Source organism: uncultured Pseudoflavonifractor sp. (genome assembly GCA_904419835.1).
Lineage (GTDB): Bacteria > Bacillota > Clostridia > Oscillospirales > Oscillospiraceae > Pseudoflavonifractor.
The window spans coordinates 1-12,870 of sequence record CAJFTA010000026.1 but is presented as its reverse complement, the minus strand read 5'-3'; the positions used below and the strand labels follow the sequence as shown (position 1 = coordinate 12,870).

The 12,870-nt window shown below is 60.7% G+C and carries 10 protein-coding genes; 7 read left to right on the top strand and 3 right to left on the bottom strand.

Going from position 1 to position 12,870, the window contains the following annotated elements; all coding sequences use genetic code 11:
• Positions 1–163: 163 nt before the first annotated feature.
• Positions 164–1,246, bottom strand: coding sequence for a PTS sugar transporter subunit IIC (locus QZY67_RS06405; RefSeq protein ID WP_341349300.1), 1,083 nt, complete (start codon positions 1,244–1,246; stop codon positions 164–166).
• Positions 1,247–1,743: 497 nt separating this feature from the next.
• Between QZY67_RS06405 and QZY67_RS06400 the strand changes: the two genes are divergently transcribed.
• Together QZY67_RS06400 and gdhA are read left to right on the top strand one after the other, a co-directional pair.
• On the top strand, positions 1,744–2,628 hold the full coding sequence (locus QZY67_RS06400; RefSeq protein WP_294533164.1) for a LysR family transcriptional regulator: 885 nt from the start codon (positions 1,744–1,746) through the stop codon (positions 2,626–2,628).
• A gap of 279 nt (positions 2,629–2,907) precedes the next feature.
• Positions 2,908–4,245: an NADP-specific glutamate dehydrogenase gene (gdhA, locus tag QZY67_RS06395; RefSeq protein WP_295369193.1), complete on the top strand. Its 1,338-nt coding sequence runs from the start codon at positions 2,908–2,910 to the stop codon at positions 4,243–4,245.
• 123 nt (positions 4,246–4,368) lie between these two features.
• On the opposite strand, the gene QZY67_RS06390 is transcribed toward gdhA, so the two are convergent.
• Positions 4,369–6,333, bottom strand: a complete 1,965-nt coding sequence (locus QZY67_RS06390; protein WP_295369191.1) for an Ig-like domain-containing protein — start codon at positions 6,331–6,333, stop codon at positions 4,369–4,371.
• A 90-nt stretch (positions 6,334–6,423) separates the two neighbouring features.
• Positions 6,424–6,849 (bottom strand): helix-turn-helix transcriptional regulator, encoded by a 426-nt coding sequence (locus tag QZY67_RS06385; protein ID WP_294533155.1) that lies wholly within the window; start codon positions 6,847–6,849, stop codon positions 6,424–6,426.
• 194 nt (positions 6,850–7,043) lie between these two features.
• Between QZY67_RS06385 and QZY67_RS06380 the strand changes: the two genes are divergently transcribed.
• From QZY67_RS06380 to QZY67_RS06360, 5 genes are read left to right on the top strand one after another with little or no spacing between them, the layout of a single operon-like run.
• A complete protein-coding gene (locus QZY67_RS06380) occupies positions 7,044–7,664 on the top strand; it encodes a serine/threonine-protein kinase (RefSeq protein ID WP_295369189.1) in 621 nt (206 codons plus the stop codon).
• Position 7,665: 1 nt separating this feature from the next.
• Complete coding sequence (locus tag QZY67_RS06375; protein ID WP_295369187.1) at positions 7,666–8,943, top strand: zinc-ribbon domain-containing protein; 1,278 nt, start codon at positions 7,666–7,668, stop codon at positions 8,941–8,943.
• A 33-nt stretch (positions 8,944–8,976) separates the two neighbouring features.
• Complete coding sequence (locus QZY67_RS06370; RefSeq protein WP_295369185.1) at positions 8,977–9,900, top strand: zinc ribbon domain-containing protein; 924 nt, start codon at positions 8,977–8,979, stop codon at positions 9,898–9,900.
• Between the two features lie 3 nt (positions 9,901–9,903).
• Positions 9,904–11,163: a zinc-ribbon domain-containing protein gene (locus tag QZY67_RS06365; RefSeq protein ID WP_295369183.1), complete on the top strand. Its 1,260-nt coding sequence runs from the start codon at positions 9,904–9,906 to the stop codon at positions 11,161–11,163.
• 5 nt (positions 11,164–11,168) lie between these two features.
• Complete coding sequence (locus tag QZY67_RS06360; protein WP_295369181.1) at positions 11,169–12,425, top strand: zinc ribbon domain-containing protein; 1,257 nt, start codon at positions 11,169–11,171, stop codon at positions 12,423–12,425.
• The last annotated feature ends 445 nt before the right edge of the window (positions 12,426–12,870 follow it).

The window sequence follows — 12,870 nt, the reverse complement described above, 5'->3', positions numbered from 1 at the left end:
GAAAATATTTGCTCTACCGGTCCTTCCGGTGAAATCCCGCCGGCAGGACTCAGATATCGCCTGAAGTGCAGGGAAAAACCCTGAATATATCAGCCGGGGCACCCGCCTGAATGGGCGCCCCGGCTGCGGTTAACAATATGTAGCCGTCCGGGACACGCCTGAATCAGACCAGCTTATAGTCGCCTTCCTTGATCCAGCCCTGCTTGCGCATAATCTCAGAGAAGAGCAGCGCCAGCGCGGCGGGAAGCACGAAGCAAATCAGAACCAGGCCAATCCAGTCCATCGCGCCAGGAGCAATGGCGGAAGCGCCGGCGTTCAGGGCCGCCTCAGAGGGAGTGAACCAACCGGTAACAACGCCGATGGGGCCCACCAGACCGCTGGTGCCCATGCCGGAGGAGATGGGAGATCCGTTCATCTGCAGATTGAAAATGCAGGTGGCGATGGGACCGGTCACAGCGGCGGCCAGCGTGGGCGGCAGCCACAGAATCGGCTTGCTCATCAGGTTGGGAACCAGCAGCATGGAGGTGCCCAGGCCGATGGAAACCAGACCGTTCATCTTGTTCTCACGATAAGTACACACGGCAAAGCCCACCATCTGGGCGCAGCAGCCAGCCACAGCGGCGCCGCCGGCCAGACCCGTCAGGCTCAGAGCCGCGCAGACGGCGGCGGAGCTGATGGGGAGGGTCAGGACGATACCCACGATCACGGACACCAGGATGCCCATGAAGAAGGGCTGCTGCTCGGTGGCCCACATGATGATGGTGCCCAGCCAGGAGGCGAACGCGCCGATGGGCGGGGCCAGGAACTGCGCCACCAGGACGCCGATAATGATGGTGACGGCCGGAGTGACGATCAGGTCGACAGGAGTGCGCTTGGAGACCAGTTTGCCGAAGAAGATGGCAATCAGGGTGACGAAGTACACGGCCAGAGGACCGCCAGCGCCGCCCAGAGCGTTGGTAGCGTAGCCAACTGTGGCCAGGGAATAGAGGACGTAGGGATCGCACTTGACGGCATAGCCGATGGCCAGAGCCATGGCCGCGCCCTGTACGGCGGAGGTCTGCCCGGAGATGCTCATCAGGAACTCGCCGACCACACCCGGGATAAAGGTACCAACGGTGTTGATGATAGTGCCAATGAGGAGCGAGGCAAACAGGCCGTGGGCCATGCCGCCCAGAGCCTGGATGCCGATGCGGTTCCAGGAGATTTCGATGTTCTGTTCTTTAAAGTACTTCTTGATGCCAGTCAGTTCTTGCGTATTTTTCTGCTCGGTCATACTTTTCCTCCCTCTCATATCATGTTCGGTAGATAGGGGTGCCTGAGGGTGGGGCGGCACGGTGCGCACCGTATCCGCCCCTGTCGCCGGCTGTTATTGAAAAACGTATTTGGGGAATACGTTTCGCAACCAGAAGGAGCTGCCGCAGCGAATGGGCTGCCGGTATCATTTTGGGGATTTTCCCTCTGTAATTCTTGATTTTTCTCTTTTATATATTTATAATATAGTTTGATATGGCAAAATTCTCTGTCATTTTCCTCTAATGTCCAACTTTCGCTTTCCTCAAATATTAGGGCAGCGAAATTTGCAGGGCATTTTTAACGAAAACTCTATCCGCTTTATTGCCTATATTATAACATTCTCCCTATGCCATGACAAATACTTTTATCCTTCTAAAAGCCTCGTCTTATATATTTTTTATATATGATTATTGTTTAATTAGACAGAACATCAAGGGGTAGATTTGTGCAATGACACTAAAACAGCTGGAATATTTCCTTGAAATCGCTAAGATGGGCAGCGTAACCCGGGCGGCTCAGAGCTTAAATGTATCACAGCCGCCCGTCAGCCTCCAGCTCAAGCTGCTGGAGGAGGAGCTGGGTTCTCCTCTTTTTATCCGTGACAAGCGCCATCTCGAGATTACGCCGGCGGGCACCCTTCTGCGGGAGCGCGCCCAGGCCATTCTGGCCCTGCTGGAAGAGACATCCAGAGATATTCAGCTTATTTCCCAGGAACGGCATATGATTATACGAATCGCCACCATCGGCTCCATCAACAGCCAGATGCTGCCCGAAAAAATCGCCCACTTCTGCAGCGCGTACCCCTATGTAAACTTTCAGGTGGTGGAGGGGCGCACCGAATCCGTCCTGGCCGCGCTGCGGGAGAACGAGGCGGATATCGGCTTTGTCCGCGAGCCGTTCAATGTGACGTCCTTCCACGTGGTGCCCATCCGCAACACGCTCCTCCCGCCCGGAGAAGCGGACCACTTTGTGGCGCTGGCCAAGCCCTATTTTTTTGAAGGCAGCGGAAAAGACGCGATTCCTCTGGAGGATCTCCAGGGGAAACCGCTGGTGACCCACCGCCGCTACCGCGAGATGCTGGTCACCGCCTGCCGGAAGCACGGCTTTACGCCCCATATCATATGCGAGAACGACGGCATTCAGTCCTCACTGAGCTGGGCCCAGGCCGGCATCGGCATCGCCATCGCGCCCTACACCTCCGCTGTCATCAATACGGATACATCGCTGGTTATCCGCCACCTGGAGGATCTGAACTTCAGCCCCCGGGTCTGCCTCATCTGGAATCAAAACAAAAAGCTCTTTTCCGAGATCAACGCATTCATCAATTTGTTTTGAGAAGTGCAGTCCAGAAGGACAAAACTTGCCTGTTTTCTCCCTCACAGACGGATTCCCACCGGCGGAATGGTCTTTTGCGCAAGTTTTTTAAAAAATCCTGCAAAAAACTATTGACAGATACCGGGGGTAAGACAGTATACTTGTACCAATGTAGTGCGCAGGGCAGCGCCGTCCTTTTCCCCGGCGGCGGAGGGCGCCCCGGGCAACCGCAGATATATCTCAGACGCGGCTCCATATATATTTTAAGGAAGCCGCTCTACAGATCAGGAGGTAAACATCATGGATTATGTGAGTCAGGTACTGGCCGACGTCAAGGCGAAGAACCCCCACGAGCCGGAGTTCCTGCAGACCGCCACTGAGGTGCTCAACTCCCTGCGCCCCATTGTGGAGCGCCGCCCCGAGTATCAGAAGGCCAAAATTCTGGAGCGGATGGTCGAGCCCGAGCGGATCATCACCTTCCGTGTGCCCTGGATTGACGACAAGGGCGAGTACCAGATCAACCGCGGCTTCCGCGTCCAGTTCAACAGCGCCATCGGCCCCTACAAGGGCGGCCTGCGCTTCCATCCCACGGTCAATCAGAGCGTCATGAAGTTCCTGGGCTTTGAGCAGATTTTTAAGAACTCCCTCACCGGCCTGCCCATCGGCGGCGGCAAGGGCGGCAGCGACTTCGACCCCAAGGGCAAGAGCGACGACGAGGTCATGCGCTTCTGCCAGAGCTTTATGACCGAGCTCTACCGCCACATCGGCCCCGACTGCGACGTGCCCGCCGGCGACATCGGCGTGGGCGGCCGCGAGATCGGCTACCTGTACGGCCAGTACAAGCGCATCACCGGCCAGTACTGCGGCGTGCTCACCGGCAAGGGCCTGAGCTACGGCGGCTCCCTGGCCCGCACCCAGGCCACCGGCTACGGCGTGGTGTACCTGGCCAACGAGGTCCTGTCCCACAAGGGCAAGAGCTTCGAGGGCAAGAAGGTCCTCGTGTCCGGCTCCGGCAACGTGGCCATCTACGCCGCCGAGAAGGCCACCGAGCTGGGCGCCGTGGTCATCGCCATGTGCGACTCCAACGGCTACATCGTGGACAACAACGGCGTGGACGTGGCCGCCATCAAGGAGATTAAGGAGGTCCGCCGCGGCCGCATCCGCGAGTACGTGGAGACCCATCCCCAGGCCGAGTACCACGAGGGCTGGCAGGGCATCTGGACCGTCCCCTGCGACATCGCCCTGCCCTGCGCCACCCAGAACGAGATCGACCTGGAGGCCGCCAAGACCCTGCTGAGCAACGGCTGCTGGATGGTCACCGAGGGCTCCAACATGCCCTCCACCCTGGAGGCCATGGACGCCTTCGCCGAGGCCGGCATCCTGTTCGTGCCCAGCAAGGCCGCCAACGCCGGCGGCGTGGCCGTCTCCGCCCTGGAGATGAGCCAGAACAGCCTGCGCCTGTCCTGGACCTTCGAGGAGGTTGATAACCGCCTGAAGGGCATCATGGCCGACATCTACAAGAACATGTCCGCCGCCGCCGAGGAGTACGGCAAGACCCCCGAGGACTATGTCCTGGGTGCCAACGTGGCCGCCTTCATCAAGGTGGCCGACGCCATGATGGCCCAGGGCTGGGTGTAATCCCCCCTTTCAAGCAAGCAGTATGAAGCGCCGCCCGTCCCCTGTGGGACGGGCGGCGCTTTTTGCATGCAGTATAGAAGAACTGTGCCCCCGCCGGCCGGCGGGGGCACACTGTTAGGCTGTTTACCACTCGTTGGTGGACTTGATGTGGGAGATAGAGACCATTACAGACACCTCTCCATAGGGAGAAGACGTCGTGCCGCACCGGACCTCCCAGTAGTCGTTGGTGCCATGGGTTCCCTTGCTGTAGAAGTACATACCGGCCACCTGGGACTCCGAGAAGCCGCATTCCTTCAGCGCCGCCCGGTACGAATCGAACTCCGCTGTGGTAGCAGAGGCGTACATATAGCCAGCCTTTTTGCCCTCGGTGTAGTCCATCTGTGTGCGGCTGCTGCTGGTGAACTCGTCGAAGGAGGGGATGCCCTCAAAGCCGTAATAGGTATCATAGGGATAATCATAGTCGGGGGTCTCGGTGGAGCCGCCCTCATTGCCGCCGCCGGTGTTGCCGCCCTGGTTGCCGCCGGAGCTGGAACCGCCGGAGTTGGCGGGATCGCCGTCGTGAGAGAAGAATTCCATGCTGACAGCGTTGTCCAGGATGTCCTTCTCCACATAGGTCTCCACCAGGATGTTGAAGTCCCGGTTGGCGCTCACGTCCTCAATGATTGTGGCCTCGCCCACCACGCGGCCGCTGCCGTCATAGAAGTAGATGTCAAACCAGCAGCTGTCGTAGGTGCTCCGGCCCTGGATGCTGATGGACAGCTCATAGTTATCGCTGCCCCGGTACGGGACCTCGATGCTCTGCACAACAAAGGAGGTAATGTTCCAGGTATCCTGCACTCTGCCGCTGCTGTAATAGGTGGTCAGGTTGAAGGGGCCGTACTCCCGGCCCACCACGGGCACCGCGGCGTTCACTTTTCCGGTCACATATACCATGCAGCTGTCAGATCTGCCGCTGGGGGCCGTGGCTGTGATGACCGCGCTGCCCTCGCCCACGGCGGTGACAGTGCCGTCGTCGGAGACGGTGGCCACATTGGGCGCGTCAGAGCTCCAGTCAAGGGAGAGGGGGCTGGCGTCGGAGGGGGTGAGGGAGACGTTCAGCTTCCTGCTCTCGCCCTCGGTCATGTCCACGCTGCTTTCGCTGAAGCGGACCCGGGTGATCTCCACCTCGGTGACCGTCACCGAGCACTGGGCCTTGACGCTGCCCGCCGTAGCGGTTACCAGGCAGGCGCCGCCCCGATTGGCCGTGATCTTACCGTCGTCCGTGACGGACACCACATTGTTGCTGACACTCCACTCCACCTTAGTGCTGGCGTTGACAGGCGTCAGGGCAGCGGTGAGCTGGTAGGTCTCGCCGGCCTTCAGGGTCAGAGTGTTGCGGTTCAGGGTAATGCCGGTGGCGGCCACATCCGACTTCTTCAGGGTGATGGACTGGCGCTGGCTGGGCATGGCCATGCGGGTGAGGATGGCGGAGACAGAGGCCCGGTCGATGGTGGTCTCGGGCAGGAAGGTGCCCGCCTTGTCGCTGCCGGTGAGGATGCCCGCCCGGTAGAGGGTGTAAATGTCGCTGTAGTTGGCGCTGCCGGAGGCCACGTCGGGGATGCCGCCGTCCTCAACCGTGTTGATGGACTTCAGGGCGCTTGCGGGCAGGGCCTTGGCCATGATGGCGGCGAACTGCCGACGGGTGGCGTTGGCGTTGTAGTCGGTGAACTGGCCGGAGGTGATGATGCCCTTTTCAATGGCGTAGTCCACATAGGGCTGGTACCAGGGGTTGCCGCCGGTGAAGTCGGTATTGTCGCCGTAGTAGGTGCTGTACAGGCGGCAGGCCAGGGTCAGGGTGGAGCTGATGGTGACAGGGTCGTTGGGAGAGAAGGTGGTCTTGCTGGTGCCCTCCACCAGGCCCAGCTCATAGGCGTTCTCCACGCTTCCGGCATACCAGCTGTTGGCCGCCACGTCGGTAAACTGGCCCGCCGGATACTCCCGCTCAGTCTTAAAGTTGTCCATGCTCTCAGCAGCGAAGGCCACCGTAGGCAGCAGGGAGAGGCAGAGCGCGCCGACCGCCAGCATGGAAATGAATCTTCTGTGCTTCATTCTTTGCTTCCTCCTATTATTTGCTTATTTTTTAAACAGCCGGAGCATACTCTCCCAAGCCGTTTAAAACAATACGTACACCCGCCGCTGTTAAAACAGAGTCTTTTCGTTTTCAACAAAGAGCTTGTCGTTGATCTCGCTCAGCTCCATCTGGTGGGTGATGCCGAAGCCGATGATGGCGTCTCGTTTGTTCTTGGGGTAGATCTCCGCCAGAGCGGCCTGCCGGAGCAGGCGCTGGGTCTCGTCCAGGGTGGCGCCCAGCCCCACGCACAGGCAGAGCAGCTTGTCGCGGGAGGGCTTCCGCCGGCCGGAAAAGACCTGGTGCAGGTACACCTCGCTCATCCCCGCCTTGCGGGCCAGGGCCGCCTTGGAGATGTCCTTTTTATCGTAGAGCGCATTGAGCAGCTCAGAAATGCTCCGATCCAAAAAATAGAAGCGATTCTCCTTGATGTAGGAGTCAATGTCGTCCTTGCTCATCAGTTCCTGATTGAGATCATCCGTGGTCTTTTCTTCCATACTTCTCACTCCCCTTTGACTTCCAAATGCAAATCCTATATACTTAAATTTACAACATTTAGTATGGGGATACAATATGCCCACTGCATAGTGTTTCAGATTTTGGGGGGATTTCCATTTATACTTGGCTGTCAGATATTCTGCGCGAAGAGTACCAGCTTATCCGGGTTCTGAAGGAGAGCCCCCGGGGAAGCGTGCGGCTCATCCGCCACAAGCGCACAGGGAAAAAATTTATCCTGCGGCATTTTACGGGCAATTCCGAGGTCTACCGTGCCCTGCTGGACTATGCCTGCCCCAACCTGCCCACCATCTACGAGGTGGCGGAGCGGGACGGGGAAAACCTGGTGCTGGAGGAATTCATCGAGGGGGATACGCTGGGCTTTCTCCTCAAGGACGCCCTTTTCTCGCCGGAGGAGACCAAGTCAATTGTGCGCCAGATCTGCCAGGCCCTGTGGGTCCTCCACTCCATCGGCGCCGTCCACCGGGATGTGAAGCCGGAGAACATTATGCTCCGGGGCGCGGAGGCGGTGCTCATCGACTTTGACGCCGCCCGGCTGCATAAGCCGGAGCACAGTAACGACACCCAGATTCTGGGCACCACCGGCTACGCCGCCCCGGAGCAGTACGGCCTGTCCCAATCGGACATCCGCACCGACATCTACTCCCTGGGCATTCTCATCAACGTGATGCTCACCGGCGAGCACCCCTCCAAGCATCTGGCCGGGGGTAAGATGGGCCGGATTGTGGACCGGTGCACCCACGTCAACCCTCAGCGGCGGTACAAGAATGTGCTGCGGCTGATGGAGGCCCTGTAACATGGCCGGCAGATTCAACCCCTGCCCCCGCTGCGGCGCGCCGCTGCCGGAGGAGTCCTCCTTCTGCCCCCACTGTGCCCAGAGCGTCCGTTCCCGGAGGGATGTGGTCATTCCGGTTCACATGTGGCGGAAAAAGGTCCGGCTGGCCCTCTGGCTGGCGGGACTGGCGCTGCTGGGGTTTGGCGGGCTTCTGCTGGGAACGGCGCTGTACCAGGCCGTCACCCCCGACATTTACGACGCCTACGGCCAGGTGGTCTACTCCACCGGCAGCAACTCCTACCGCCTCTGCCTCACCTTTCAGGACAACGCCTCCGGCCCCCAGCCGGAATATACGGTGCAGGCGGAAAAATATGTGTTCTACGAGCGGGCCTCCAGCCTGTTTATCACCCACGTGGAGAGCGGACTCAACGCCGGTCAGATGTTTCTTCAGCTGGTGGACACCTTCTATGCCCAGCTCATCCAGCCGGAGGACAGCCTCTCCCCCATGACCTGCTCCCAGCCCATGTACCAGTCCTACGACGACGACGCGGCGCTGGTGACCACCGTGAATTTCTCCGGCCAGAGCAGTCCGGCGGAGCTGGTGTGGACCTTCAACATGAAAAACGGGGACACCATCCGCCTGCGGCAGAAGCTCTATCTGGAGCAGGTGGAGACTCTGGACTACTACCCGGAGGACTACTCCATGGACACCATCGAGGACCTCCAGGCCCTGGTGGACCGGATTGCCGGGGAGGCCTCCCCCTCCGCCATGGTGTACGTCCACCTGCCCCCGGTCCACTACCAGGGCGGGCTCACCGTCCGCCGCCGGGGCGTCAGCCTGTACGGCAGCGCGGATGAGAAAAACATGCGCACCTCCTTTACCGGACCGGTGGTGATGGCGCCGGCGAAAAAGCCGCTGTCCTTTATTCGGAATATTGACTTCCGGGGAAGCGGCTCCGGGGTGGGGCTCACCGTCTCAGCCGAGAGCCGGGTGGAGAACTGCTTCTTCTCCGGCTGGGACACCGGGCTGCTGATCACCGGCGACGGCTGGTGCGACCCGACGGGCTGCCTGTTTGAGGACAACACCGTGGGCTTCTGCTTTGACAGCGCCGGGGATTATGCCAACTATACCCGTTTTGAGTACAACACCTTTCGCAGCAACGGCACCGCCGTGCTGCTCAAACAGGTCCCTACCGACAGGACCATTGATTTTGCCGGCTCCCGCTTCTCCGGCAACGGGACGGATATCGACAACCCCTGCGGGCAGCCGGTGGACATCGCCTACGCCACCTTTGAATAACCCGCGGAGATGCGGAACAGAGAGGAATTTGCCATGGAACACCCTTGCCCCCACTGCGGCGCCCCACTGCCGGAGGACGCCTCCTTCTGCCCCCACTGCACCCGGAGCATCCGGCCCCGGAAGCCGGTCCAGGTTCCCGTCCATCTGTGGCGGAAGAGGCTGAAAATCGCGGCTCTTGTCCTGATGCTTGCGGCTGCCGCCGGACTGCTGGCCCTTCTTCTCCGCAGCAGCGCCTCCGCCGGCATGCCCGAGGGAGAGGTCCATCCGGTGGTGCTCACCGAGGATGAAGACGGCATGGTCAAGGTTACCGCCGAGCTGATGCGGGCGCACTTCCCCCAGGTGACCTACATCAACTTCGGCACCACCTCCCTGACCAGCGAAAACATCGACGACTATCTGGTGGACAGTTTCCAAATGGCCGCGCTGGTTTCCTCCCAGGGCACCAGCGGCTCCGACGGGGAGTGGGGTATGTTCGACGCCCGCAATGCCGGGGGCAGCCGGCTCTGTCTGCTGCTCTTTGACCACAATACCCACCTGATGGGGTACTCCATCGGACCGGCCGCCAACCTGGGAGACGGCCAGTGGCAGCTGGACGTGACGCTGTGCGACTACGACTTTACCGGCCTCTACCTGGAGCAGAGCGCAGCCTTCGAGAACCAGTGGCAGGAGCTCTTCTCCACCTATATCCCTCCGGAGGAGCTGGATGCCTCAGGTGTGGTGTGGTTCCTGAAGGGCTACAACACAGGCCGTGGCCCTGTGCTGCGGAAGGACGACTCCCAGATTTACCGCCTGTGGCACCAGTTCCACGCCCCGGACATGGAGCGGCAGTGCCGCGAGATAGAGCGGCTGGAGGAATTTCTGCCCGATGAGGGCCGCTGGATGTGCTACCTGCTGCTGGACGCGGACTACAACCTGCTGGGCTACACCATGCTGGACTGCCAGGGAAACGGAGGATAAGCCATGGAACGCAAATGTCCCCACTGCGGCGCGGACCTGCCGGAGGAGGCCTCTTTCTGCCCCCACTGCGCCAGGACTGTACACCGCCGCAAGGCAGCCAAGGCGCCGGTGCCCATGCTGAAGCGGGCGCTGCTGGGCCTGCTGGCACTGGTCATCGTCTCCGCCGCGGCCGTGGGACTGTGGCTGAAATTAAAGCCCAGTACCTACGACGAGTACGGACAGGTGATCTACACCGCCGGGGACGGCGCCGTCTACCAGGTACTGCTGGCCTCCGGGAGCGACCGTTTCACCCCCCAGCCCGAACTGACCGTCTCCTGCGAGGCGGACGGCCAGTACCGGATGCCCTCCCGGCTGTATATCAACGACAGCGACTCCGGCGAGGACGCCAATCAGGCCTTTCTGGAGCTGGTGGAGTCGGTCTCCGCCGAGTTCATTCACCAGGAGGACAGCCCCTCCCCCATGCTGTGCTCCCAGCCCGCCTGCAACGAGGCCCTTCCCGACGCCGCCCTCATCTCCCTGCTGGACTTCACCGGAGAGAGCACCCCGGCGGAGCTGGTATGGACCCTTCACATGAAGAATGGAGACACCATCCGCCTGCGGCAGACCTATAAGCCGGAGCTCATCGAGACCAGGGACTACTACCCGGAGGACTACCCCATGGACACCATCGAGGACCTTCAGGCCCTGGTGGACCGGATTGGGGCGGAAGTCCCCCTGCCCACCGTGGTGAACCTCCACCTGCCCGCCGTGACCTACCAGGGCGGCCTCACCCTTCAGAACCGCCCCATGAACGTGTACGGCTCCACCGATGCCGACGGCAGCCGCACCACCTTCACCGGCACAGTCTTTATTATCTGTCCCAGCAGCGATATCTCCTTTTTCGAGAACCTGGACTTCGCGGGCGGCGGGACGGGCAGCGGCGTATCCACCTCCGCCTACTTCCGGGCCACCAACTGCTCCTTTACCAACTGGGAGACCGGCGTTCTGGCCTTCGGCGAATGCTGGGTCAACGTCATCGGCTGCCGCTTCGACGGCAATCAGGTGGGCTTTGACTTCAACAGCACCGGGGAGTACGTCAATCACTCCATGTTCAACGACAATATCTTTTCCAACAACGGCACCGCCGTGCTGCTGGAGGCCGTCCCCACCGACGTGACCATGAACTTCCAGGGCTCGGTATTCTGCAACAACCAGCGCAACATCGACAACCGCTGCAGCCAGCCCCTGGACCTGTCCCAGGTCGCTTTTGATACCAAGGAGTGAGCACCATGGAACGCAAATGCCCCCACTGCGGCGCGGGCCTGCCGGAAGGCTCCGCCTTCTGCCCCCACTGCGCCCGTGACGTCCATCCCCGGAGGAAGGCCGGAAAACCGGTGCCGCTGCGGAAATGGCTGATTCTGGGCCTGGCAGTTCTGATTGTCATTGCCGCCGCTGCTGCTGCGCTGTGGAGCCGCTGCGGCGCCTATGTCCCACAGGAGTACGACGGCATGGGCGAGGTGCACTACACCAGCGGAGACAGGACCTATCAGCTCTTGGTGGCCTGGCCCAACGACCGCTGCCAGAGCGCCCCCGACATCTATCAGCAGGGCGGGCCGGACGATGACTACCGCTGGCCCTCCCGGTGGTATGTCAACGACGCCGCCACCGGCACGGACGCCTGGACGGAGTTTGAGCCCCTGGTGGAGCAGGTCACCGTGGAGGTAATCCAGGACGAGAACGCCGCATCCCCCCTGACGGCCACGGTCCCCAGCCACGATGACTACTCCCCCGACGCCGCCATGGTGTCCTACCTGGACTTTACCGGCAGCTCCGGCAAGCCCCAGGTTGTGTGGACGGCCCGGATGAAGAACGGCGACGTAATCCGGGTGCGGCAGAACATCCACATCACCCCCATCATCACCCATGTGTACAACTGGCACGACTACCCCATGGGCACCATCGAGGAGCTCCAGACCCTGCTGGACCAGATCGCCGGCGAGACCGCCGCCAGCGACCAGGTGGAGGTCTACCTGCCCGCCGTGACCTACGAGGGCGATCTGGAACTGCCCGGCCGCTCCATCGACTTTTACGGCTCCACCGACAGCACGGCCCGCACCATCCTCCACGGCAGCATCACCCTCAGGAGCGGGAGTTATTATTGGATCAACTACTTCTATGACATGGACTTTGTGGGAAACGGCACAGATATCGGCATCGCCGTTCCTGCCAAGTGCTGGGCTGTGGACTGCTCCTTCACCGGCTATAAGACCGCCGTGCTGGCCTACGGCGAGGCCTGGGTCAATGTGACCGGCTGCACCTTCACTGACAACCAGGTGGGCTTCCACTTCAACTCCACCGGACAGTCCGCCTCCCATGACCTGTACGAGGACAACAAGTTTCTGAACAACGGCACCGCCGTGCTGCTGGAGAACGTGCCCACCGAGATGACCATCTACTTTGACGGCTCGGTGTTCTCCGGCAACGGCACCGACATCGACAACCGCTGCGGCCACAGCGTGGATACCTCCGGCGCGGTTTTTGAATAGCCCCTGTAAAAAACGCGCCCTGCGGGAAGGTTCCCGTGAAGTGGTAAAACCATGGCAGGCACTTTCATGCCTGCCATCTCAGGCTGTCGAAAAAGTCCCTGGACTTTTTCGACAGCCTTTAAAAATGCCGTTACTTTCGCGCCGCACAGCGGCGCAAAAGTCCCCGCTCCGCTGGGAAGCCTTGCCGCGCAAGGCTTCCGGGGCACTTGATCCCACGCGAGGCGGGCGGCTGTCCCTCGCGCTCCCCGCCCCGACACAGCCCGATTCTGTTCAACCAATGAAAAAGCTCGTCGCAAGCGATATGACGCTTGCGACGAGCTGGAGCTGGTAATGTGACTCGAACACACGACCTGCTGATTACGAATCACCGTTATCTGATATGACGAACGGACTACCACGCAAACCATTTAGCCCCAACGGTTTCAGAGTTCCAACACTCTGATTT

Excerpts from the sequence above, each read along its gene's own strand:
- QZY67_RS06400 (WP_294533164.1), top strand. The coding sequence starts at position 1,744 with ATGACACTAAAACAGCTGGAATATTTCCTTGAAATCGCTAAGATGGGC.
- gdhA (WP_295369193.1), top strand. The coding sequence starts at position 2,908 with ATGGATTATGTGAGTCAGGTACTGGCCGACGTCAAGGCGAAGAACCCC.
- QZY67_RS06390 (WP_295369191.1), bottom strand. The coding sequence starts at position 6,333 with ATGAAGCACAGAAGATTCATTTCCATGCTGGCGGTCGGCGCGCTCTGC.
- QZY67_RS06385 (WP_294533155.1), bottom strand. The coding sequence starts at position 6,849 with ATGGAAGAAAAGACCACGGATGATCTCAATCAGGAACTGATGAGCAAG.
- QZY67_RS06375 (WP_295369187.1), top strand. The coding sequence starts at position 7,666 with ATGGCCGGCAGATTCAACCCCTGCCCCCGCTGCGGCGCGCCGCTGCCG.
- QZY67_RS06370 (WP_295369185.1), top strand. The coding sequence starts at position 8,977 with ATGGAACACCCTTGCCCCCACTGCGGCGCCCCACTGCCGGAGGACGCC.
- QZY67_RS06365 (WP_295369183.1), top strand. The coding sequence starts at position 9,904 with ATGGAACGCAAATGTCCCCACTGCGGCGCGGACCTGCCGGAGGAGGCC.
- QZY67_RS06360 (WP_295369181.1), top strand. The coding sequence starts at position 11,169 with ATGGAACGCAAATGCCCCCACTGCGGCGCGGGCCTGCCGGAAGGCTCC.